The 22,978-nt window shown below is 66.5% G+C and carries 20 protein-coding genes; 18 read left to right on the top strand and 2 right to left on the bottom strand.

Features of this window, described 5'->3' with window-relative positions:
- The 18 genes from EV672_RS07570 (at position 1) to nagZ (ending at position 17,454) form a co-directional block, all read left to right on the top strand.
- Positions 1 to 1,077: a beta-ketoacyl-ACP synthase III gene (locus EV672_RS07570; protein ID WP_133607872.1), complete on the top strand. Its 1,077-nt coding sequence runs from the start codon at positions 1 to 3 to the stop codon at positions 1,075 to 1,077.
- Between the two features lie 78 nt (positions 1,078 to 1,155).
- Positions 1,156 to 2,094 carry an ACP S-malonyltransferase gene (gene fabD, locus EV672_RS07565; protein ID WP_208110737.1) on the top strand — a complete coding sequence of 313 codons (939 nt, stop codon included), beginning with the start codon at positions 1,156 to 1,158 and terminating at the stop codon, positions 2,092 to 2,094.
- 34 nt (positions 2,095 to 2,128) lie between these two features.
- Positions 2,129 to 2,899 (top strand): 3-oxoacyl-ACP reductase FabG, encoded by a 771-nt coding sequence (gene fabG / locus EV672_RS07560; RefSeq protein WP_133607868.1) that lies wholly within the window; start codon positions 2,129 to 2,131, stop codon positions 2,897 to 2,899.
- Positions 2,900 to 3,004: 105 nt separating this feature from the next.
- Positions 3,005 to 3,244: an acyl carrier protein gene (gene acpP, locus EV672_RS07555; protein ID WP_133607866.1), complete on the top strand. Its 240-nt coding sequence runs from the start codon at positions 3,005 to 3,007 to the stop codon at positions 3,242 to 3,244.
- Positions 3,245 to 3,316: 72 nt separating this feature from the next.
- Positions 3,317 to 4,561 (top strand): beta-ketoacyl-ACP synthase II, encoded by a 1,245-nt coding sequence (gene fabF, locus EV672_RS07550; protein ID WP_133607864.1) that lies wholly within the window; start codon positions 3,317 to 3,319, stop codon positions 4,559 to 4,561.
- A 38-nt stretch (positions 4,562 to 4,599) separates the two neighbouring features.
- Positions 4,600 to 5,127: a hypothetical protein gene (locus EV672_RS07545; RefSeq protein ID WP_133607862.1), complete on the top strand. Its 528-nt coding sequence runs from the start codon at positions 4,600 to 4,602 to the stop codon at positions 5,125 to 5,127.
- Between the two features lie 108 nt (positions 5,128 to 5,235).
- Positions 5,236 to 5,973: an RNA polymerase sigma factor RpoE gene (gene rpoE / locus EV672_RS07540; protein ID WP_133608225.1), complete on the top strand. Its 738-nt coding sequence runs from the start codon at positions 5,236 to 5,238 to the stop codon at positions 5,971 to 5,973.
- A 110-nt stretch (positions 5,974 to 6,083) separates the two neighbouring features.
- Positions 6,084 to 6,788, top strand: a complete 705-nt coding sequence (locus EV672_RS07535; protein WP_133607860.1) for a sigma-E factor negative regulatory protein — start codon at positions 6,084 to 6,086, stop codon at positions 6,786 to 6,788.
- Between the two features lie 387 nt (positions 6,789 to 7,175).
- On the top strand, positions 7,176 to 8,651 hold the full coding sequence (locus EV672_RS07530; RefSeq protein WP_424923129.1) for a DegQ family serine endoprotease: 1,476 nt from the start codon (positions 7,176 to 7,178) through the stop codon (positions 8,649 to 8,651).
- 416 nt (positions 8,652 to 9,067) lie between these two features.
- Positions 9,068 to 10,876 carry a translation elongation factor 4 gene (gene lepA, locus EV672_RS07525; RefSeq protein WP_133607858.1) on the top strand — a complete coding sequence of 603 codons (1,809 nt, stop codon included), beginning with the start codon at positions 9,068 to 9,070 and terminating at the stop codon, positions 10,874 to 10,876.
- Between the two features lie 15 nt (positions 10,877 to 10,891).
- Positions 10,892 to 11,863, top strand: coding sequence for a signal peptidase I (lepB, locus tag EV672_RS07520; RefSeq protein WP_133607856.1), 972 nt, complete (start codon positions 10,892 to 10,894; stop codon positions 11,861 to 11,863).
- Positions 11,864 to 11,878: 15 nt separating this feature from the next.
- Positions 11,879 to 12,262, top strand: a complete 384-nt coding sequence (locus EV672_RS07515) for a DUF4845 domain-containing protein (protein ID WP_243738573.1) — start codon at positions 11,879 to 11,881, stop codon at positions 12,260 to 12,262.
- A 47-nt stretch (positions 12,263 to 12,309) separates the two neighbouring features.
- Positions 12,310 to 13,077, top strand: coding sequence for a ribonuclease III (gene rnc / locus EV672_RS07510; protein WP_133608212.1), 768 nt, complete (start codon positions 12,310 to 12,312; stop codon positions 13,075 to 13,077).
- 65 nt (positions 13,078 to 13,142) lie between these two features.
- On the top strand, positions 13,143 to 14,171 hold the full coding sequence (gene era, locus EV672_RS07505) for a GTPase Era (protein WP_133607854.1): 1,029 nt from the start codon (positions 13,143 to 13,145) through the stop codon (positions 14,169 to 14,171).
- A 98-nt stretch (positions 14,172 to 14,269) separates the two neighbouring features.
- On the top strand, positions 14,270 to 15,058 hold the full coding sequence (gene recO, locus EV672_RS07500) for a DNA repair protein RecO (protein WP_133608210.1): 789 nt from the start codon (positions 14,270 to 14,272) through the stop codon (positions 15,056 to 15,058).
- Positions 15,055 to 15,870, top strand: a complete 816-nt coding sequence (locus EV672_RS07495; protein ID WP_133607852.1) for a pyridoxine 5'-phosphate synthase — start codon at positions 15,055 to 15,057, stop codon at positions 15,868 to 15,870. Before recO ends, EV672_RS07495 begins: the two co-directional genes overlap by 4 nt.
- Positions 15,867 to 16,298 carry a holo-ACP synthase gene (gene acpS / locus EV672_RS07490; RefSeq protein WP_133607850.1) on the top strand — a complete coding sequence of 144 codons (432 nt, stop codon included), beginning with the start codon at positions 15,867 to 15,869 and terminating at the stop codon, positions 16,296 to 16,298. The genes EV672_RS07495 and acpS overlap by 4 nt, the downstream gene beginning before the upstream one ends.
- A gap of 37 nt (positions 16,299 to 16,335) precedes the next feature.
- On the top strand, positions 16,336 to 17,454 hold the full coding sequence (nagZ, locus tag EV672_RS07485) for a beta-N-acetylhexosaminidase (protein WP_133607848.1): 1,119 nt from the start codon (positions 16,336 to 16,338) through the stop codon (positions 17,452 to 17,454).
- Between the two features lie 44 nt (positions 17,455 to 17,498).
- Here nagZ and EV672_RS07480 read toward each other — a convergent pair whose 3' ends face one another.
- Positions 17,499 to 19,367, bottom strand: coding sequence for an AMP-dependent synthetase/ligase (locus EV672_RS07480; protein WP_166643496.1), 1,869 nt, complete (start codon positions 19,365 to 19,367; stop codon positions 17,499 to 17,501).
- A gap of 196 nt (positions 19,368 to 19,563) precedes the next feature.
- A complete protein-coding gene (locus tag EV672_RS07475; RefSeq protein ID WP_133607844.1) occupies positions 19,564 to 22,563 on the bottom strand; it encodes an Rne/Rng family ribonuclease in 3,000 nt (999 codons plus the stop codon).
- Positions 22,564 to 22,978 lie beyond the last annotated feature (415 nt).

Genomic DNA, 22,978 nt, shown 5'->3' with positions numbered 1-22,978 from the left:
ATGTCAGAACGACATACGGATCAACCATCCACCCCCAGCGAGGTCCACAAGCCACACCCGGCCCAAGACCCGCACCAAGCGCCCCACAAAGGCGCGACGCAGAACAAGTTCTCTCGCATCGCCGGCACCGGCAGCTTCCTGCCACCCCACCGGGTGAGCAATCAGGAGCTGGTCGATCGCCTTGCGCGTGACGGCCTTCAAACGTCCGACGACTGGATCGTGGAACGCACGGGCATCCGCGCGCGCCACTTTGCGGCGCCCGATGTGACGTCCAGCCAGCTGGGCGTTCAGGCCTGCCGGCGTGCGCTCGACGCGGCTGGGCTGCAACCCGCCGACATCGACCTCATCGTCTGCGCCACGTCCACGCCGGACATGGTCTTCCCGTCCACGGCCTGCCTGATCCAGCGCGAATTGGGCATCCATGGCTGCCCGGCTTTCGACGTGCAGGCGGTGTGCTCCGGCTTCGTGTACGCATTGACCGTGGCCGACGCGCTGATCCGCACCGGCGCGGCCCAGCGTGCGCTGGTGGTGGGCGCCGAGGTGTTCTCCCGCCTGCTGGACTTCAAGGACCGCACCACCTGCGTGCTGTTCGGCGATGGCGCCGGCGCGGTGGTGCTCGAAGCCTCCGACACCCCTGGCATCGTGGCTTCGCGACTGCATGCCGATGGCCAGTACGTGGGCTTGTTGAACGTGCCGGGCCATGTCTCGGGCGGCGAAGTGCTGGGCGATGTCACCTTGAAAATGGATGGCCAATCCGTGTTCAAGCTGGCCGTCAGCGTGCTGGACAAAGCAGCCCATGAAGTGCTGGATGCGGCCGGGCGTGGCCCCGAATGCATCGACTGGCTGATCCCGCACCAGGCCAATTTGCGCATCATGCAGGGCACTGCCAAGAAATTGAAACTTCCGCATGACAAGATCGTGGTCACGGTGGACCAACACGGCAACACCTCGGCCGCGTCCATCCCGCTGGCGCTGGACCACGGCGTGCGTTCTGGCCAGGTCCAGCGCGGGCAGACCCTCCTGCTCGAAGGCGTGGGCGGCGGCTTCACCTGGGGCGCCGTGCTGGTGGATTACTGAGCGACACTGCGCGCAGCCACCCCCGCATCTGCCACCTGACACCACAAGAACAAAGGACGACACGCCATGAGCATTTCCTTGAACCACCTGGCCTTCGTGTTCCCCGGCCAAGGCTCGCAAGCCGTCGGCATGCTCGACGCCTGGGGCGACCACGCTGCCGTGCGAGAGACCCTGGCCGAAGCCTCCGATGCATTGGGCGAAGACATCGCCAAGCTGATCGCCGAAGGCCCCAAGGAATCCCTGGACCTCACCACCAACACCCAGCCCGTCATGCTGACGGCCGGTGTGGCGTGCTGGCGTGCCTGGCTGGCAGAAACCGGCTTGATGCCGACGGCCGTGGCCGGTCACTCCCTTGGCGAGTACACCGCCCTGGTGGCCGCGGGCGCCTTGACGCTCAAAGATGCCTTGCCCCTGGTGCGCTTCCGTGCCCAGGCCATGCAGGAAGCCGTGCCTGTGGGTGTGGGCGGCATGGCCGCGATCCTGGGCCTGGACGCCGATGCCGTGAAGGCGGGTTGCGCACAAGCCGCTGCCGAATCGGGCCAGGCCGTCGAGGCCGTGAATTTCAACGACCCCAAGCAGACGGTCATCGCCGGCAGCAAAGCCGGTGTCGAGAAGGCCTGCGAGGTCCTCAAGGCCGCTGGCGCCAAGCGCGCGCTGTCGCTGCCCGTGTCGGCGCCCTTCCACAGCAGCCTGATGAAGCCCGCGGCCGAGCGTTTGCGTGAGAAACTCGCGGTCACCGTTTTCGCTGCGCCGCAAATCGCCGTGGTCAACAACATCGACGTGGCCGTGGTCACCGATGTGGACGCCATCCGCGATGCCCTGTACCGTCAGGCCTTCGGTCCGGTGCGCTGGGTGGAAACGATCCATGCGCTGAAGGCGCGCGGCTTGACCCATGTCATCGAATGCGGACCCGGCAAGGTGTTGTCCGGCATGGTCAAGCGGATCGACGCCGAATTGACCAGCGCGACCGTTTACGATCCCGCCTCTCTGGCCGAAGCCCGGGCCCTGCTGGCCTGAGCGCCAAGACCATTGCACGCCACCGAACATCACCATGAGCACTGAAACCCAAGCCAGCCCGAACGCCAGCACCCAAGGCCAGATCGCATTGGTCACCGGCGCCAGCCGCGGCATCGGTCGCGCCATCGCTGTGGCCCTGGCCCAGCGCGGCTTCAAGGTCATCGGCACGGCCACGAGCGAATCCGGTGCACAGGGCATTTCCGAAGGCCTGTCGGCCTACGCCGGCAGCAAGGGCATCGTGCTGAACGTCACCGATGCCGCAGCCTCGGACGCCGCCATCGACGCCATCGTCAAGGAGCACGGTGCACTGCACGTGCTGGTCAACAACGCCGGCATCACCCGCGACAACCTGTCCATGCGCATGAAGGACGACGATTGGGACGCCGTCATCGACACCAACCTCAAGTCGGTGTTCCGCCTCAGCCGGGCCGTCATGCGCCCCATGATGAAGCAGCGTCATGGCCGCATCATCAACATCACCTCGGTGGTGGGTGCCAGCGGCAACCCGGGCCAAGCCAACTACGCGGCATCCAAGGCCGGTGTGGCCGGCATGACGAGGGCCCTGGCGCGCGAACTGGGCAGCCGCAACGTCACTGTCAATTGCGTGGCACCCGGTTTCATCGACACCGACATGACCAAGGCGCTGTCGGAAGAACAACAGGCCACGCTCAAGGCGCAGATCCCGCTGGGGCGCCTGGGCAAGCCTGAGGACATCGCGGAGGCCGTGGCCTTTCTGGCCTCTCCGCAAGCCGCTTACATCACTGGCGTGGAATTGCACGTCAATGGCGGCATGTTCATGAACTGAGTTTGAGATCTTGCAGGGGAATCTCAATTTCGTTTGGCAGTCAGCATAATGACACGCTGAACCAGTAAAATCCCCGGTTTGTTTGCAACCCCTCCTGGAGGAGTCATGAGCGATATCGAAGCACGCGTCAAGAAGATCATTGCAGAGCAACTCGGTGTTGCCGAGTCTGAAGTCAGCCCCGAAAAGGCATTTGTGGCCGACCTGGGTGCCGACTCCCTGGACACCGTTGAGCTGGTGATGGCCCTCGAAGACGAGTTCGGCATCGAGATCCCCGACGAAGAGGCTGAAAAGATCACCACGGTGCAGCTGGCGATCGACTACGCCAAGGCCCACACCAAGGCCTGATCCCACTGCGCAATGCTCAAGGCCCTTCGGGGCCTTGTTTGCATGGAACTCCAATTTTTTGCATAGGCAAGCATGACCCGTCGTCGCGTCGTCATCACAGGCCTGGGGCTGGTCACGCCTCTGGGCAACCACGTTCAGGACTCCTGGGACAACCTCGTCGCAGGCCGCACTGGCATCCAGACCATCACGAAATTCGACGCCTCGTCGTTCGCCTGCCAGTTCGCAGGCGAAGTCAAGGGCTTCAACATCGAGGATTACATCCCCGCCAAAGAAGCCCGGCACATGGACACCTTCATCCATTACGGGCTGGCTGCGAGCATGCAGGCCATCCGTGATGCGGGCCTGCCCACGGGCGAGGCCCTGGCCCCCGAGCTGGCCGACCGCATCGGCGTGCTGGTGGGCTCGGGCATCGGCGGCTTGCCGATGATCGAGCAGACCCACAAGGACTACACCGAGCGCGGCCCCCGTCGCATCTCGCCCTTCTTCGTGCCCGCCTCGATCATCAACATGATCTCGGGGCACGTCTCGATTTACCACGGCTTCCGCGGCCCCAACCTGGGCGTTGTCACGGCCTGCACCACGGGCTTGCACGCCATCGGTCTGGCTGCGCGTTTGATCGAGTGCGGTGATGCCGACATCATGGTGGCCGGCGGTGCCGAAGCCACCGTGTCGCCACTGGGCGTGGGCGGGTTTGCCGCCTCCCGCGCGCTGTCCACACGCAACGACGATCCGGCCACGGCCTCGCGTCCTTTCGACAAGGACCGCGACGGCTTCGTGCTGGGCGAAGGTGCGGGCGTCATGGTGCTGGAGTCGCTGGAAAGCGCCCAGGCCCGCGGTGCCAAGATCTACGCCGAGCTGGTCGGCTTCGGCATGAGTGGCGATGCCCACCACATGACCGCGCCTGACGTGGACGGCCCCAAGCGCTCGATGCTCAACGCCTTGCGCAATGCAGGTTTGAACACCGACGAGGTCCAGTACCTCAACGCGCACGGCACCTCCACCCCGCTGGGCGATGCCAACGAGACCAACGCCATCAAGCTGGCCTTTGGCGACGATGCCAAGAAGCTGGTGGTCAACTCGACCAAGTCCATGACCGGCCACTTGCTGGGCGGCGCGGGCGGCATCGAGTCGGTCTTCACGGTGCTGGCCATCCACAACCAGATCTCGCCGCCCACGATGAACATCTTCAACCAGGACCCCGCTTGCGACCTGGACTACTGCGCCAACACGGCGCGTGAGATGAAGATCGACGCCGCGCTGAAGAACAACTTCGGCTTCGGCGGCACCAACGGCTCGTTGGTTTTCAAGCGCTTCTGAGTGGCTTGAGCGAGACTGGCGGCCGAGGGGCGCGACACATGTCCAGCACCTCGGCCCGCCCACCCGTGCAACAGCCCACGCAACAAGCCTTGCGTGCGGCCTTCCTCGCACCTGCAATGCGGACGGCGCAGTGGCAGCTGCCCACGGGGGCGTCTGCCGTTCCGCTCGTGCGCCGTGCTGCGCAGGTGCTGATGGGCCTCAGCGCCTTGATGGCCTGGGTGTGGGGCCTGGCTGCGATGGCTTCTGTCTGGCCCCTGGCTTTCGCCGTGGGCTGGACATGGCACGTCGCTCGCCTGTGGCGCGCCTGGGGCCGGCCCCCGCGAACGTTGCTGCTGTCCTGGCAATCGCAACCCTTGGGCGCCTGGCAGGTGGCCGAGTGGGGTGAGTGCCCGGTGCACGTGCGCACAGCGTGGGACGGTCAAGCGGCTTTTCTCTTGCACCTGCGCGCTGCAGATGGCGCCGGGCAAGCCTGGTTGTGGGTCCGGGACGATGGCGGGCGCGACATCCACCGTTTGCGCACCTTGCTGGGCGTGCCACCGGCCACGCCTGAGGCGCCCGTGGCATGATCCGGCTTGAACTGCCAAAAATTGCACAGGGCCGCAGCCAATGTCACCGTTTTCCAGCCCCCGCAAGGAGCCGTCGTGATGCCTCAGGATCAGGGCGATGACCCTGGCATGCAGCGTCCCGTGTTGTCTCCGGCGCCCGGCGCTGGGGTGCCGTTGACGGGGCAGGGCGCGGCTGGCGATGCTTCGGGCACGCACACGACCGCCCATTCGCCTGCCCATTTGCCTGCCTTGAGTGAACCCCTGGTGGATGTGGACGCCGAGTTGGTGGCCCGCGTGCAGCGCGGCGACCAGCGCGCCTTCGAGATGCTGGTGGTCAAGTACCAGCGCCGCATCGAGCGGCTGATCGCGCGCATGATCCGCGATGTGGACTTGGTCGAAGACATCGCCCAGGAAACCTTCATCCGCGCCTACCGGGCCTTGCCGGGTTTCCGCGGCGACAGTGCTTTCTACACCTGGCTCTACCGCATCGCGGTCAACACGGCCAAGAAGGCGATGATCGGGCTCAAACGCGACCCCTTGCTGACGGAGGCGGCGATGGGGGGCGGCGGTGACGACGATGACGACAACCCCGCCGTGGACCGCGACCTCACCGACGGTGAAACGCCGGAATCGACCTTGGCCAGCCGCCAGATCGCCGAGGCCGTCAATGCCGCGGTGGCCGCGCTGTCGGAGGACCTGCGCCAGGCCATCACCCTGCGGGAAATCGAAGGCCTGAGTTACGAAGAAATCGCCGAGATGATGAACTGCCCGATCGGCACGGTGCGCTCGCGCATTTACCGCGCCCGGGAGGCCATCGCGACGCGCTTGCGCCCCTTGCTGGACACCCGCGAGGGCGAACGCTGGTGATTTTTCGCGGGCTGCACACATCGGTGGAACTTTCGGGCCCGGGGGCGGTCCATCAGGGGCGATGCCATGGCGCTGCCCGTGGTCAACTTCAGTGACAGGAGTGCTCACGCATGTCTGAGATCCTTTCGGCCCTGAGCGACGGCCAGGCCACCCCGGAAGAAGTCGCCCGCGCCAGCGCGGCCTGGCGCGACGATCCTCAGGCGCGTGCTTCCTGGCACCGCTACCAGCTCATCGGCGATGCTTTGCGCTCGCCCGAGTTGCTGCAGGCCAGCGAAGGCTCTGCGTTCCTTCAGGGCTTCCGTGCGCGCCTGGCGCAAGAGCCGGTGGTCCTGGCGCCGCAGCAAGCCTCGCACGCTGCGCGCACCGAGCCACACAGCCCTGCATCAGCTTTGCCGGTGGCGCCACTCAAGCGCCGTCCCTGGGCAGGGCCTGCGGCCGTGGCTGCCAGCTTCGTGTTGCTGGTCGGCCTGATGGCCTCGAACCTGTCGGGACTGGGGCAGGACGGCTCGGCGCGCACAGACACGCTGGCGTCTGCGCAGGGCGCGGCCTGGGATGTTCAGGACATGCGCGTCGGCAACAGCTTGGTGGTGTCGTCTTTCAACGCGCCCACCCACGTGCCAAGCGGCACCCGTTTGCAGGCAGCCCAGTCCATGGGGGCCTCTTTTGACAGCACCGACCAGACCGAAGGCGTGTTGATCCGTGACCCCCGTGTCGAGCCGCTGCTCAGCCTGCAGCGCCCCATGGTCATCGACCCGCCTGCGGCGACCTTCTCTGAACCTGGCTTGTCGCACACCGTGGGTCACACCGCACCCTGACAAGGCCCTTGAAATCCGGGTGCTCGGCACCCATCTCCGCCGCGGTGGGGCTGTTGAGCCCGCCGCGGCGGCGTTGTTTCAGCCGACGGCGGCAACGGCTTGGGTGGGTTTACCGAGTTTTACCCTTGCAGGCTCCTGGCCGATTGAAGTGTCGCCCGAAGATGCGGCTCAGACGCCCAGTCGCCAAAAGCACAAGCACATGACGATCCTGTCGTCGTGTTTTCATGGCACTTGCTTCAACATACCCGTTCTGACCTTGTCACTTCGCCAAAGAGGTTCATGCACATGTCGTCTCCCGTGACTGCCACTTCCACGCCGTCTGTCATCCGCCGCACCTTGGTGGTGAGCGCGGTGGTGTCCGCCGTCGGGCTGGTGCTCAGTTCCAGCCTGTTCCCCCATGCCTCGCAGGCGCAGCAGCCGGCTGCGGCCGTGATGGCGCCGGCGTCGCCGCCTGCGGCCAACTCGGCGGCGCCGGTCCTCGTCAAGGGCCTGCCGGACTTCACCGAGTTGGTCGAGAAGGTCGGCCCTTCCGTGGTCAGCATCCGGACCACGCAGCGTGTGGCGGAAGAGGGCGGCGATGGCGATGAGGCCGATGCCCAGATGCGCGAGTTCTTCAAACGCTTCTTCGGTGTGCCCATGCCGGACCAGCGTCGCGGCACGCCCGGGGTGCCCAACACGCCGAACACCCCCAAGCGGGGCGGCGAGCAGGGCGAAGAGCGTCCGCGTGGCGTGGGCTCCGGTTTCATCCTCAGCCCCGATGGCTATGTGATGACCAATGCCCACGTGGTTGAGGGTGCCGACGAGGTTTACGTCAACCTGACCGACAAGCGCGAGTTCAAGGCCAAGGTCGTGGGCGCTGACAAGCGCACCGACGTGGCTGTGCTCAAGATCGACGCCAAGCAGCTGCCCGCCGTGGCCGTGGGCGAGGTGAGCCGCGTGAAGGTGGGCGAGTGGGTCATGGCCATCGGCACGCCCTTCGGCCTGGAGAACACCGTGACGGCCGGCATCGTGAGCGCCAAGGCGCGCGACACGGGCGAGGAAATCCGCTTCATCCAGACCGACGTGGCCGTCAACCCGGGCAACTCGGGCGGGCCGCTGATCAACATGCGTGGCGAGGTCGTGGGCATCAACTCACAGATCCTCAGCCGCTCGGGTGGTTTCATGGGCATCTCGCTGTCCATCCCCATCGACGACGCCATGAAGGTGGCCGATCAGTTGCGCTCGGGGGGCAAGGTCGTCCGCGGTCGCATCGGGGTGTCGATCGCGCCGGTGTCGAAGGACGTGGCCGAGGCCATCGGCCTGGGCAAGGCGCAGGGCGCGCTGGTGCAGGCCGTCGAGCCTGGCACCCCGGCCGACAAGGCGGGCGTCGAGGCCGGTGACATCATCACCAAGTTCAACGGCCAGACCATCGACAAGGCGCCCGACCTGCCTCGCCTGGTGGCCGCGACCAAGCCTGGCACCAAGAGCACGCTGCAGGTTTTCCGGCGCGGCGCTTACAAAGAGCTGACCGTGACCGTCGCTGAGATGGACACCCCGAAGGCCAAGCTTGGCTCTGGCAAGGAGGATGCCGCACAGCCGATGGCGTCGGCCGCAGCGTTGGGCCTGAACGTGATCGACCTGACGGCGGACCAGAAGCGCGAACTGCGCCAGACCGGTGGCGTGTTGGTGAACGAAGCCCAGGGTCCTGCCGCGCGCGCGGGGCTGCGTGCAGGCGACATCATCCTGTCGGTGGCGAATGTGCAGATCGGCTCGGCCAAGGAGTTCGAGGCCGTGCTCGCCAAGCTGGAGAAGGGCCGTGCCGTCAACGTGCTGGTGCGCCGCGGCGAGTGGGCACAGTACGCCGTGATCCGCCCTGGCAAGTGAGTCCGGGCGCCGGGCCGAGGGTCTTGGGCCGCGCGCTGGCGCCTGGCCCAAGGCGCTGCCCGGGGCAAATCCGAGCAATTTGCAGGGTTGTTGGCTGTGTTCGACACCCGTTTGCCGAGGCTTTGCGCTGTTGATAACTCCGATCTGGCCCCGAAAGCGCCCGGGAACGCGGCTACAATCGCGGCTCTCGTCGCCTCGCACGGGGTCCTTTCCGGTGGCCCGGACCTGGCCCAAGTTGCCCACAAGGTGCTGTTGAAATCCTGTGGATAACTGGCGTGAGGGCAGCGCAACGACCCCTTTGATCGCCCGTGATCAGCCTGTCTTGAGGGCTCCTTCTGTACAATGGAGGTCCAACAAGCAGTTGCCATACGTTTTTGTTGGAAGGCGCGTCACTCCTTTTGACGTGCCTTTTTTTTATGAACCACATCCGTAATTTCTCGATCATTGCGCACATCGACCATGGCAAGTCCACGCTGGCCGATCGCATCATTCAGCGTTGTGGTGGCCTGAGCGACCGTGAGATGGAAGCCCAGGTGCTGGACTCGATGGACATCGAGAAAGAGCGCGGCATCACCATCAAGGCACAGACCGCAGCGCTCAGCTACAAGGCCAAGGATGGCCAGGTTTACAACCTCAACCTGATCGACACGCCCGGCCACGTGGACTTCTCTTATGAAGTCAGTCGCTCGCTGTCGGCCTGTGAGGGCGCGCTGCTGGTGGTGGACGCCTCGCAAGGCGTCGAAGCCCAGACGGTGGCCAACTGCTACACCGCCCTCGACCTGGGTGTCGAGGTGGTGGCGGTGCTGAACAAGATGGACCTGCCGTCTGCTGACCCCGAGCGCGCGAAGGAAGAGATCGAAGACGTCATCGGCATCGACGCGTCCGATGGCATCCCTTGCTCGGCCAAAACCGGCATGGGCATCGACGAGATCCTGGAAGCCGTGGTGGCCCGCATGCCGCCCCCGAAGGGCGACCCGGACGGCCCCCTGCGCGCCATGATCATCGACGCCTGGTTCGACAACTACGTCGGCGTGGTGATGCTGGTGCGCGTGGTGGACGGCGTGCTCAAGCGCGGTGAACGCATCCGCATGATGGCCACCAACACGGTCTATCCGGCCGAGCACCTGGGCGTGTTCACGCCCAAGTCCACGCCGCGCGAAGAACTGCGTGCCGGTGAGGTGGGCTTCATCATCGCGGGCATCAAGGAGCTTGCTGCCGCCAAGGTGGGCGACACCGTCACGCTTGAGAAGAAGCTGCCCAACAACGCGGGCCCCGCGACCGAGGCGCTGCCGGGTTTCAAGGAAATCCAGCCGCAGGTGTTCGCGGGCCTGTACCCGACCGAAGCCAGCGAGTACGAACAGCTGCGCGACGCACTGGAAAAGCTCAAGCTCAACGACAGCTCGCTGCGCTACGAGCCCGAGGTGTCGCAGGCGCTGGGCTTTGGCTTCCGCTGCGGCTTCCTGGGCCTGCTGCACATGGAGATCGTGCAGGAGCGCCTGGAGCGCGAGTTCGACCAGGACCTCATCACCACCGCGCCCAGCGTGGTCTATGAGGTGGAGCTGAACGGCGGCGAAGTCATCGAGGTGGAGAACCCTTCGAAGATGCCGGAAGTGGCGCGCATCCACGAGATCCGCGAGCCCATCGTCACCGTGCACCTGTTCATGCCGCAAGACTATGTCGGCCCGGTGATGACGCTGGCCAACCTCAAGCGCGGCGTGCAGTTGAACATGGCCTACCACGGTCGCCAGGTCATGCTGACCTACGAGATGCCGCTGGCCGAGATCGTGCTGGACTTCTTCGACAAGCTCAAATCCGTGTCGCGCGGCTATGCCTCCATGGACTATGAGTTCAAGGAGTACCGCGCCTCCGACGTGGTGAAGGTGGACATCCTGATCAACGGTGACCGGGTGGATGCCTTGTCCCTGATCGTGCACCGCGCGCAGAGCGCGTACCGCGGTCGCGGTGTGGCGGCCAAGATGCGCGAGCACATCCCGCGCCAGATGTACGACGTGGCCATCCAGGCGGCCATCGGCGGCAACATCATCGCCCGCGAGAACATCAAGGCGCTGCGCAAGAACGTGCTGGCAAAATGCTACGGCGGCGACATCACCCGCAAGAAGAAGCTGCTCGAAAAGCAGAAAGCCGGCAAGAAACGCATGAAGCAGGTGGGCTCGGTCGAGGTGCCTCAAGAAGCATTCCTGGCCATCCTGCAAGTTGATGACTGACACCCTGGAAGATTGATGAGTCTGATCACTGGTTTGTTTTATGCGGTCCTGGCCGTGTACCTGGGAGGCTGGTACACCGGTCGCTGGCACGGCAATTTCTCGCTGTTGCTCTTTGTCATGTCGGTGATCACGCTGGCTTACTGGCTGGCCGAGCGCTACAAGTTCCGCCCGGAGCGTGAAGCGGCCGCAGCGCAACTGGTGCAGCAAGACCAGGCGCGCCGTGCGACGCTGGCCATGCAAGGCATCAACGAGGTGGACGGCAATGTGGCCGCCGCGCGCGACAAGCTGCTGATGCAGCCCTGGTGGCTGGATTGGACCGCGGGCCTGTTCCCGGTGATTTGCGCGGTCTTCCTGATGCGCTCCTTCCTGTTCGAGCCCTTCAAGATCCCGTCGGGCTCGATGATCCCCACCTTGGTGGTGGGTGACCTCATCCTGGTCAACAAATTCCACTACGGCATCCGCCTGCCGGTGATCAACAAGAAGATCATCGACAACAACGAACCGCAGCGGGGCGATGTGATGGTGTTCCGCTACCCGGTCAACACGGACCTGGACTACATCAAGCGCGTGGTCGGTTTGCCGGGCGACACGGTGGCTTACCTCAACAAGCGCCTGACCATCAATGGCACGCCGATCGAGCAGACGCCGCTGGCCGAGTACTACGACGCCGACAGCCTGCGTTACTCCTTCCAGTTCAGCGAGCAGCTGATGGGCCGCGAGCACCGCATCCTGGTGGACAAGGACCGCCCCCCCTTCGTGCCGCCGCAGGCCGTGGAAGACTTTCCTTTCAAGGAAAACTGCCGATACAGTGGCGAAGGCGTGGTCTGCAAGGTGCCGCCCGGCCACTACTTCGTGATGGGCGACAACCGCGACAACTCGCAAGACTCGCGCTTCTGGGGCTTCGTGCCTGACCGCAATCTGGTCGGCAAGGCTTTCGTCATCTGGATGAATTTCGGCGACATCAAGCGCTTTGGCACCTTCCACTGAGCAAGGACCGACACGATGAACCTGATGCCACGTCACGCCACTGGGCCCGCACGCGCTCAGCAGGGCTTCACCCTCATCGGCCTGATTTTCTGGGCGGTCGTCATCTCCATGCTGGCGCTGCTGGTGATGAAGGTGGCGCCGGCGCTGTCGGAGTTCCGCACCATCCAGAGCATGGTCAACAAGGCGGCCCGTGAGGGCGGCAGCACCGTGCCCGAGATCCGTGCGGCCTATGACCGCTACCTGCAGATCGAGTACGGCGTGGAGGCCATCCGGTCTGGGCGTGACCTGGACGTCGCCAAGGAAGACGACAAGATCGTCATCCGCTTTGCGTACGACAAGGAAATCGCGCTGGTGGACCCGGTTTACCTGGTCATCAAGTTCAAGGGCCAGTCGAAGTGAAGCAGCCCCCCGCCGAGGCGGTGGCTTCGGCGCTGGGCACGCCGGCCATGGATTTGAAAACACTGCAGCAGCGCCTGGACCACACCTTTGGTCAGCCGGAGCTGCTGCGGCGTGCCGTGACCCACAAGAGTTTCGGGCAGGACCACTACGAGCGCCTGGAGTTCCTGGGCGACGCGGTGCTGGACCTGGGCATTTCTGACCTGCTCTACACCCGCTTCGACCGCAGCGCCGAAGGCGATCTGACGCGCGTGCGGGCCCACCTGGTGCGACAGGACATGCTGCACCACCTGGCGGTGCAGTTGGGCCTGCCCAGCGTGCTGCGCCTGAGCGAGGGCGAGGCCAAGGGCGGTGGCGCGCAGCGGCCGTCCATCCTGGCCGATGCGCTGGAGGCGATCATCGGCGCGGTGTACCTGGATGCCGGCTTCGACACCGCCCGCGCGCTGGTGGTGCGTTTGTTCGAGCCGGTGCTGGCCGAAACCCAGGAAGAGCGTTGGAGCAAGGACGCCAAGACGGCCTTGCAGGAATGGCTGCAGGGGCGCAAGATGCCGGTGCCCCAATACCGCATCGAGGCCACCCGTGGCAAAGCCCACGAGCAGGTGTTCGTGGTGGTGTGCGAGATGCCCGAGTTGCAGCTGTCTGCCAGCGGTGAAGGCTTGTCGCGCCGCGCTGCCGAGCAGGCCGCGGCCCAGGTGGCCCTGGAGCGCGTGATGGCGCTGGCGCCTGCCGATTTGAAGGGCGCCAAGGCGGGTGCCGCCGCACCGCCCGTGGTGTTGCGCAAAGCGCCCAAGCGCAAGCTGGACGACGCCGGGCCTTGAGGCGGGCGTTCCTGCGTTGCGTCGATGTTTCCTTTGTTTTTGCTGCCTGTTTGCCCCGCTGAGCCATGCCCAAGTCCCCCGCCGATGATGTGAACCCCTCGCTGGACCAGATGCTGTCCAAGCTGACCATGGCCCGCCATGGCGATGCCGCTGGGGACGCGGCAGTGCCTGCTGCGCAGCAGCGCTGTGGCCTGATCGCCATCGTGGGTCGGCCCAACGTGGGCAAGTCCACGCTGCTCAATGCCCTGGTGGGGCAGAAGGTGTCGATCACCTCGCGCAAGGCCCAGACCACGCGCCACCGCATCACCGGCATCTGCAGCCATGGCGATGCGCAATTTGTGTTCGTGGACACGCCGGGCTTCCAGACGCGCCACACGGTGCGCGGCACGGCAGCGCTCAACCGCAACCTGAACAAGACCGTGCAGGCCACACTGTCTGACGTGGCGGTGGTGCTGTTCCTGGTCGAGGCCGGTCGATTCGGTCCGGACGACGCCCAGGTCTTGGCGCTGTTGCCGACCGACCGCCCGGTGCTGCTGGTGGCCAACAAGCTGGACCTCATCCACCGCCGCGAGGACCTCTTCCCCTGGCTGCAGGCCATGCAGGAGCGCCACCCGTTCACGCAGTTCGTGCCGCTGTCGGCCAAGAAGGAAGACGACACACGCCGCCTGTTGGACATCGTGCGCCCCTACCTGCCCGAGCAGGCCTGGTGGTACGACGCAGATGCTCTGACCGACCGATCCGACCGCTTTCTGGCCAGCGAGATGGTCCGGGAGAAGCTCTTCCGCCTGACCGGTGACGAGCTGCCCTACACCTCGACGGTGGTCATCGACCAGTACACCGACGAGCCGCCCCAGCCCGGCAACGCCAAGTCCACCGGCATGGTGCGCATCGCGGCGACCATCATCGTGGAGCGCGAGCAGCACAAGGGCATGGTGATTGGCGACAAAGGCGAGCGCCTCAAGCGCATCGGCACCGAGGCCCGCACCGAGCTGGAGCGCCTGATGGGCCGCAAGGTCTTCCTGGAGATCTGGGTGAAGGTGCGTTCGGGTTGGGCCGATGACGACGCCCGCCTGCGCACCTACGGCTACGAGTGAGCCGCTGAGGGCAGGTGGCCAAGTCGGCTTCGCGGTCCACCACGGCTGCCCCTGCGCGGGCCGCGTCTGGGCGTGCGCCATCGGCGCGCGCCGGCTCGCTGGCCTATGTGCTGCACAGCCACGATTGGAGCGAGTCCAGCCTGATCCTGGAGCTGTTCTGCCGCGAGCAGGGCAAGGTGATGGCCGTGGCCAAGGGCGCCAAGCGCCCGTACTCGCAGTTGCGGCCGGTGCTGATGCCGTTCCAGCGCATCCACGTGGGTTTTGGTGCCAAGCGGGCCGACGAGGCCGAGGTCTGGCTCTTGCGCCAGGCCGAGTGGGCGGGCGGACCGGCCTGGCCTGGGGGCGCGGCCTTGTTGCCGGGCTTTTACCTCAACGAGTTGTTGATGCGCTTGTTGGCGCGCCACGATCCCCATCCCGAGCTGTTCGATGCCTATGCCGATGCCTTGCAGGGCCTGACCCAGCCCAGCCTGCTGACGGCGGCCTTGCGCGCCTTCGAGCTCGTGCTGCTGCGCCAGCTGGGCCTGTTGCCGGAGCTGTCGGTCGAGACCGTGGGCGCCGCGCCCGTGCAGGCAGGGCAGGGCCACACCTTGCACCCCGAGCTGGGCGTGCGGGCCACGCCCTGGCAGGTGGAGGCGAGCGAGCCGGGCGTGCGAGGCGACGGCCCTGCGCAACTGGATGGCACCGTGCTGCTGGCCCTGGAGGCCGCCTTGGTGCGGCCTGTGGCGGCGGGCCAGTCGGTGGTGCCTGGGGTGATGGCCGCCTGCGTCACCGCGGGGTCAAGCGCGATGTCTGACCTCAAGGCGATCACGCGCACGCTCCTTCACTATCATCTGGGGTCGCACACCTTGCGAACACGCCAGCTCATGATCGAACTCCAGCAACCATGACCTTCTCCGGCCTGCACCTCACCGCCCACGACGCCCCCTTGCTGGGCATCAACATCGACCACGTTGCCACGGTGCGCAATGCGCGCGGCGGGCGCTTCCCCGACCCGGTGGCCGCGGCGCTGCTGGCCGTGGAGGCCGGCGCGGACATCGTCACCTTCCACCTGCGCGAAGACCGCCGCCACATCCGCGATGACGATGTCGCCCGGCTGAAAGCGCTGGTGCACGCGCCGCTGAACTTCGAAGCCGCGGTGACCGACGAGATGCTGAACATCATCGAGCGCACGGCCCCCGCCCACGTTTGCCTGGTGCCAGAACGACGCCAGGAGGTCACGACCGAGGGCGGCCTGGACGTGGTCGGGCAGTTCGACCGCGTCAAAGACGCCTGTGGTCGGCTGGCCGAGGCGGGTTCGCGCGTGTCCCTGTTCATCGGCGCGGACTTCGCCCAGATCGATGCCGCGGCCAAGGCCGGTGCGCCCTGTGTGGAGCTGCACACCGGCGCCCTGGCCAATGCCTGGTGGGACGGCGATGCCGCGGCCCTGCAGGCCGAGTTGGCACGCCTGAAAGCCGGCCTGCGCCATGCGGGCAGCCTGGGCCTGCGCACCCACGCGGGCCACGGCCTGGCCCTGTGCCAGCCCGAGGCGCAAGGCCGCGATGCGCCCAGCAGCACAGCCCTCGTGGCGGCCTTGCCCGAGGTGCAAGAGCTCCACATCGGCCATGCCTTGATCGGCCACGCCATCTTCGTGGGGCTGCGCCAGGCGATTGCCGATTTCCAGGCCGAGGCCGTCCGCGCCCGACGCGAGGCCCGTGCATGATCGTCGGCATCGGCACGGACCTGTGCGATGTGCGCCGCATCCGCGAGGCCCTGGACCGCCGCGGCGACCGCTTCGCCGAAAAGGTGCTGGGTGAGCGCGAAATGGCCGTCTGGCGAGCCCGCACGGCCCGTTCGCCGGTGCGTGGCTTGCGCTACCTGGCCACCCGCTTTGCGGCCAAGGAAGCCTTCTCCAAGGCCATTGGCCTGGGCATCCACATGCCCATGGCGTGGCGGCGCTGCGAAATCCTCAATGCCGAGAGTGGCCAGCCGCAGATCGTGCTCAACGGTGAGCTGGCCGACTGGTTTGCCGCCCGCCACTGGCAGGCCCATGTCACCGTCACCGACGAGGGCGATCTGGCCCAGGCTTTTGTCGTTGTCGAAACCGACCCTGCGCGATCGCCTGTGCCTGCCGCTGCCGGCCAACCCTGAAACGCCCGCATCCCCCAACCTGAACCCATCCGCCGCCATGTCTTCCAAGCGCACCGCCAGCCCCATCGGCCACGCCGCCGACCCCATCCAGCACGCACCCGTGGTGCTCGACATCGCCGGCCTGACCCTCAGCGACGACGACCGCCGCCGCCTGGCCCACCCGCTCACCGGTGGCCTGATCCTGTTCGCGCGCAACTGGCAGGACCGCGCCCAGGTCACGACCTTGTGCACCGAGATCAAGGCCATCCGCCCGGACGTGCTGATCTGCGTGGACCACGAGGGCGGCCGCGTGCAGCGCTTCAAGACCGATGGCTTCACCCACGTGCCGCCGATGCGCCGCTTGGGCGAGATGTGGCTCAAAGATGGCAAGGGCGGGGAGGGCACCGGTGCCATGGCGGCCACCGATGCCGCCACGGCCTGCGGCTACGTGCTGGCCAGCGAGCTGCGCGCCTGCGGCGTGGACCTGACCTTCACGCCCGTGCTGGACCTGGACTGGGGCGAGAGCGGCGTCATCGGTGACCGCGCCTTCCACAGCGATGCCCGCGTGGCCACGGTGCTGGCCAAGAGCGTGATGCACGGCCTGCTGCTGGCCGGCATGGCCAATTGCGGGAAGCACTTCCCCGGCCACGGTTTCGTCAAGGCCGATTCGCACGTGGACATCCCCGTGGACAAGCGCAGCCTCAAGGCCATCCTGGCCGACGATGCCAAGCCCTACGAGTGGCTGAGCACCTCGCTGACCAGCGTGATGCCGGCCCATGTCATCTACCCGAAGGTGGATGCGGCGCCTGCGGGCTTCTCGTCGCGTTGGCTGCAAGACATCTTGCGTGGACAGCTCGGCTTCACCGGTGCCATCTTCAGCGACGACCTCAGCATGGAAGGCGCCAGCGTGGCCGGCAGCCACACCCAGGGCGCGGTCGCGGCCTTGAACGCCGGTTGCGACATGGTGCTGCTGTGCAACCAGTCCTTGGGCGATGGCGCGGCGGTGGACGCCCTGCTGGATGGCCTGCAGCAGGCCTTGCAGCGCGGCGAATGGCAGGCGAGCCCGGACAGCGAAGCGCGTCGCCTGGACCTGCTGCCGCAAACCGCGCCGCTGACCTGGGACGAGCTGATGCACCAGCCGCAGTACCAGCAGGCCTTGTCGCGCTTGCCAGCTTGAACGTCGGTGCAGCTGGGCGGGCTCAGTGGGCGCTCAGCGTGCGATCAGTGCGTGCCGTTGCGGTACAGCAGTTCAATCAGCGCTTGGTTGCGCTCCAGCACCACCTTGCGCTTGACCTTCAAGGTCGGCGTCAGCTCACCCGAGGCCACGCTCAGCGATTGCGGCAGCACCGCGAACTTGCGCACCTGGGCCACGCGCGCCTGTGAGGCGTTGACGTGGTCGATGTCCGCCTGCAGCGTCTGCAGCACCAGCGGGTGCTCGTGCAAGTGCGGCTCGTCGAGCAGGCCATGCTGGCTCGCAAACGCAGCCAGCGCCACCGGGTCCAGCGTGAGCAGGGCGACCAGGTAGTTGCGGCCATCGCCACACACCACGGCGTGCTCGACCAGGTGGGCGTCCATCAGTGTCGTCTCGATGTTGGACGGCGAGATGTTCTTGCCGCCCGAGGTGATGATCAGGTCCTTCTTGCGCCCGGTGATGAAGACGTAGCCGTCTTCGTCGATGTGGCCCAGGTCACCCGTGAGCAACCACTCGCCCGAGAAGCTGTCGGCCGTGGCCTGTGGCGAGCCCATGTAGCACTGGAAGAGGTGCGGCCCGCGCACCCGCAGTTCGCCGTCCTCGGCCACCATGATCTCGGTGCCCGGCAGGGGTTTGCCGACCGAGCCCACGCGCGTGCTGCCCGGCAGCGACAGCGTGGACGGCCCCGTCACCTCGGACTGCCCGTACAGCTCGCGCACCACCACGTCCAGCCCGGCGAAGAAGCGCAGCTTTTCCGGCGCGATGGGCGCAGCGCCTGAGCTCAGCAGACGGGCCTGGTCCAGCCCCAGCGCTTCCTTGACCTTGCGGTGCACCAGCCGATGCGCCAGCTGCTTTTGCAACGTCAACCAGGGGCCTGCGGGCTGCCCGGCGTGGTCCAGTGCATGCCAGCGTTGCCCGACCGACATGGCCCAGCGCGCCAGCGCTGCCTTCACGCCGGTGGCCTGCGCCAGCTTGGCCTCGATGCCCGACTGCATCTTCTCCCACACCCGCGGCACACCGAAGAAAATGGTCGGACGAACCTCCTTGAGGTGATCTCCCAACTCCTCCATGCTGCGCGCGTAGTACACGGTGAAGCCCGAGTGCACCTGGTTGTGCATGGAGTTCATCTGCTCGGCGATGTGGGCCAGCGGCAGGTAGGAGATGACACGGTCGCGCTCGTCCACATCGAAGAGTTGCCGCATCGTGTGGCCCACCCACCAGAGGTTGCCCTGGCTGAGCGCCACGGCCTTGGCGGGGCCGGTCGTGCCCGAGGTGTAGATCAGCGTGCCGATGTCATCGGCGCTCAGGGCCTGCAGGCGTTGCTCGAACTCCTGCGCTAGCGCCGCCTCGCCCAGCTTCATGAACGCGTCCCAGGACATCACGGGCTTGCGCGCTTGTGCCGAGTCGCTGTCGCGCAGCATCACGATGTGGCGCAGGTGGGGCAGTTCGTCTTCGCAAGCGTGCACAGCCTGCAGGCGCGAGGCCTCGTCCACCATCAGCACGGACGCCTTGCAGTGGTTGAGGATGTAGGCGATGTCTTGTGGCGAACTGGTCCAGTAGATGCCCACCGGCGTGGCGCCAATGGCCATGGCAGCGAAGGCCAGCGTGACCCACTGGGGGGTGTTGAAACTCAGGATGGCGACGGCATCGCCGCGCTTCACCCCCAGGCCGATGAGTGCCTTGCCCGCGTCGCGCACCTGGCGCCCGTGTTCCTCCCAGGAGGTGGCTTGCCAACCCGATTCCGTGCGAACGCAGTAGGCCGGGTGGGCCCCCAGGCGCTGGGCGGTGTCCAGCAAGAGCTGCGGCGGTGACACGAAGCCAGCGTAAGCCGCGAGAGGGGGCGCGGCGGCAGAGGGTGCCGCAGACAGGGCATGGGCATGGGCGTGTGCAGTGGCCAAGGTCGCTCCTGAAGTTGTCAGGATTACAGACCTTTATGACGTTAACGTCAATTGGTGGCCGCTTGGGTAGAACCCTTGGGTGCATCAAGCCATGGCGCGCCCATGAAAAAGCCCGGCCAAAGCCGGGCTGTGTGTGCATGGCGCGCTTTCGTTGGCGCGCCATGGTGGAGGGGGCGTCAGCCAGGCATCCGAGGCATCAGGCCTTGTGCTCGAAGGGCAGGGTGACTTGGGCGAGGTCCTTGCGGGTCTCGACCAGCACCAGCGGGCCTTCGTCCAGCACCACCACGGGCTTGCGCTCGCGCGGCACATGCACGGCCTTGGGCTCTTGCGCGATCGCTTCCTGCACCTGGCGGATGCGTTCTGCGTCGGAGTTGACCCACTGCAGACCGGCCGATTGGGCAATGGCCTCCAACTCGTCCATGGGCAGCACGAACGGTGCGGCCTTCACGGCGGCGATTGGCGCGGGCTCGGCCACGGCCTGGGCAGGCGCCACAGGGGCTGCCGCTGCGACCGGCGGGGTCGGTGCTGCCTGTACTTCGGCAGGTATTGCGGCAGGCGCTTCGGTGCTGCTCTCGGCAGAGGCGCCCGTCAGCACATCGGACAGCACATGCGCTTCGGCCTCGGACAGCGGGGAGGGCTGCGTCTCTGCGAAAGCCAGGTCTTGCGGCACGGCGGCGTTCACTTCCGCGCCAGTGGCGGTGTCGTCTGCCGGCCGCTCGTCGCGGCGTTCGCCACGGCGGTTGCGACCGCGACCACCACGGCGGCGGCCATCCTGGCCCTCGCCCTGACCATCTTGCGCGTCTTGCGCATCGGCCGATGCAGCGGCTTCGGCGTCATCCTGGCGCTCCACCTGGCCATCGGCTTCGGCGGCGTCCACCAGCGATGGCTGGCCCGTGCCTTCTTCGCGCTCACCGCGACCACGGCCACCGCGACGGCGGCGGCGGCCACCTTCGCGTTCGCCTTCCGCTGCGGCGGACAGCTCCGGCGCACCGCCTTCGGCAGCGGCCAGGCCCAGGGCTTGTGCCTCTGCGGCAATGGCTTCACGGTTGATCACCGGGCGCTCGCCCTGATCGGCACCGCGGCCACCACGGCCACGGCCACCGCGGCCGCCTTCACGGCCACTGTCTCGGCCACCTTCACGCGCACCCTCGCGGCCCGCCTGAGCGGCATCGCCCTCCGGACGGTCTTCGCGCGGGCCCTGACGGCGACCCCGGGCTTCGCCACGGTCTTTGTCGGCGGCCTTGTCCGCACCCCTGTCAGCGCGGTCCGACTTGTCTGCACGCTCACCGCGCTCCGAACGCTCGTTGCGCTCACCACGATCACCACGACCACCGCGGCGCTGGCCGTCGCGGCGGCCACGGCCCTTGTCTTCCTTGGCGGGTTCGGCAGGCGTGGTCACGGCCGGCTCGGCCACCACCGGTGCCGGCGCAGCGGGGCTCTCGCCCACACCGAACAGGCGCTTGATGAAGCCGAAGAAGCCGCCCGATTTGGCCGGGGCTGCAGCCGCTGCACCGGCTTGCACGGGGGCGGGCAGGCTGGCAGCGGGCGCGGCGGTGATCACCGGCTCGTCCTTCGGGGGCGCCACGGGTGCGGGCTGATCGGGCAGCACGCCCTTGATGATCGGCTCCTGCTTGGGCTTGGCGCTCTTTTCGCGGCGGGTGATGCCCACCTCGTCGTCCGGCTCCTCGATCATCGTGTAGCTGGCCTGGATGTTTTCCAGCCGCGGGTCGTCGTGGCGCAGGCGCTCCAGCTTGTAGTTCGGCGTTTCGAGGTGCTTGTTGGGCACCAGCAGCACGGTCACGCGCTGCTTGAGCTCGATCTTGGTGATCTCGGTGCGCTTCTCGTTGAGCAGGAAGGACGTCACTTCCACCGGCACTTGCACGTGCACGGCCGAGGTGTTGTCCTTCATGGACTCTTCCTGGATGATGCGCAGGATCTGCAGCGCCGACGATTCGGTGTCGCGGATGTGGCCGGTGCCATTGCAACGCGGGCAGGTGATGTGGCTGCCTTCGCTCAGCGCGGGGCGCAGGCGTTGGCGCGACATCTCCAGCAAACCGAACTTGCTGATGGCGCTGAACTGCACGCGGGCGCGGTCGAAGCGCAGGGCGTCACGCAGACGCTGCTCGACCTCGCGGCGGTTCTTGTTGTCCTCCATGTCGATGAAGTCCATGACGATCAGGCCACCCAGATCGCGCAGGCGCATCTGGCGGGCGATTTCGTCGGCCGCTTCCAGGTTGGTGCGGAAGGCGGTTTCCTCGATGTCGCTGCCACGGGTGGCGCGCGCCGAGTTCACGTCCACCGACACCAGGGCCTCGGTGTGGTCGATCACGATGGCGCCGCCGGAAGGCAGGTTCACCGTGCGGCTGAAGGCCGTCTCGATCTGGTGCTCGATCTGGAAGCGCGCGAACAGGGCGGCGTCGTCGCGGTAGCGCTTGACCCGGTTCGACTGGTCGGGCATGACGTGCAGCATGAACTGCTTGGCCTGCTCGTAGATGTCGTCCGTGTCGATCAGGATTTCGCCGATGTCGTTGGTGAAGTAGTCGCGGATGGCGCGGATGACCAGCGACGATTCCTGGTAGATCAGGTAGGCGCCCTTGCCGGCACCGGAGGCCTCGTCGATGGCCGTCCACAGCTTGAGCATGTAGTTCAGGTCCCACTGCAGCTCGGCAGCGGTGCGGCCGATGCCAGCGGTGCGGGCGATCAGGCTCATGCCCTTCGGGTACTCCAGCTGGTCCATCGCCTCCTTGAGCTCTTCGCGCTCATCGCCCTCGATGCGACGGCTCACGCCACCGCCACGCGGGTTGTTGGGCATCAGGACCAGGTAGCGGCCGGCCAGCGACACGAAGGTCGTCAGGGCCGCGCCTTTGTTGCCGCGCTCTTCCTTTTCGACCTGGACGAGCAGTTCCTGCCCTTCCTTGATCACGTCCTGGATGCGGGCGGAGCGGACTTCGACGCCGTCCTTGAAATACTGGCGCGAAATTTCCTTGAACGGCAGGAAGCCGTGGCGTTCCTCGCCGTAATCGACGAAACAGGCTTCCAGGGAAGGCTCGACGCGGGTGACGACGGCCTTGTAGATGTTGCCCTTGCGTTGTTCGCGGCCTTCGATTTCGGTTTCGAAGTCGAGCAATTTCTGCCCGTCAACGATGGCCAGGCGCCGTTCTTCCGGCTGCGTGGCATTGATCAGCATGCGCTTCATGGTGTCTCCTCGGTGCAATCAGAGGCACTCCGGGATGGCGCCGGAATGACCTCCAGTGGCCACCTGCCTTGCGGCGGGTGACTGCCTTCATGCACGAGCAACGACGCTGAACCGAGAAGGAATTGCCTGGGACGTCAGGCCCGCGAGAGGCGGGCTGAGGTCAGGGGCGCGCGTGACGGGATCGGAACACGTGTGTTTCGCCAGGCGGACGCAGGCCCGCGCCGCGGTGCCCGAAGGGCGCGCGTGCAGGGCAGGGTCAGGGGATTGGCGGGCCGGTCGCATGGCGTCGCCGACAGCGATGCAGACAGGTCACCGATCGCCATCATGGGCGTGTCGGCCTGTGTGCAGGCGGTGTGGACGAAATGCGGAACAGGCCGGGACACGTGTGCTTCACTCGACACAGGTTTCAGCCGAT

Origin of the sequence: Aquabacterium commune (assembly GCF_004362855.1) — a bacterium.
GTDB classification, from domain to species: Bacteria; Pseudomonadota; Gammaproteobacteria; order Burkholderiales; family Burkholderiaceae_C; genus Aquabacterium; species Aquabacterium commune.
The sequence above is the reverse complement of the archived record's forward strand: the minus strand, read 5'-3'. Positions and strand labels throughout refer to the sequence as shown.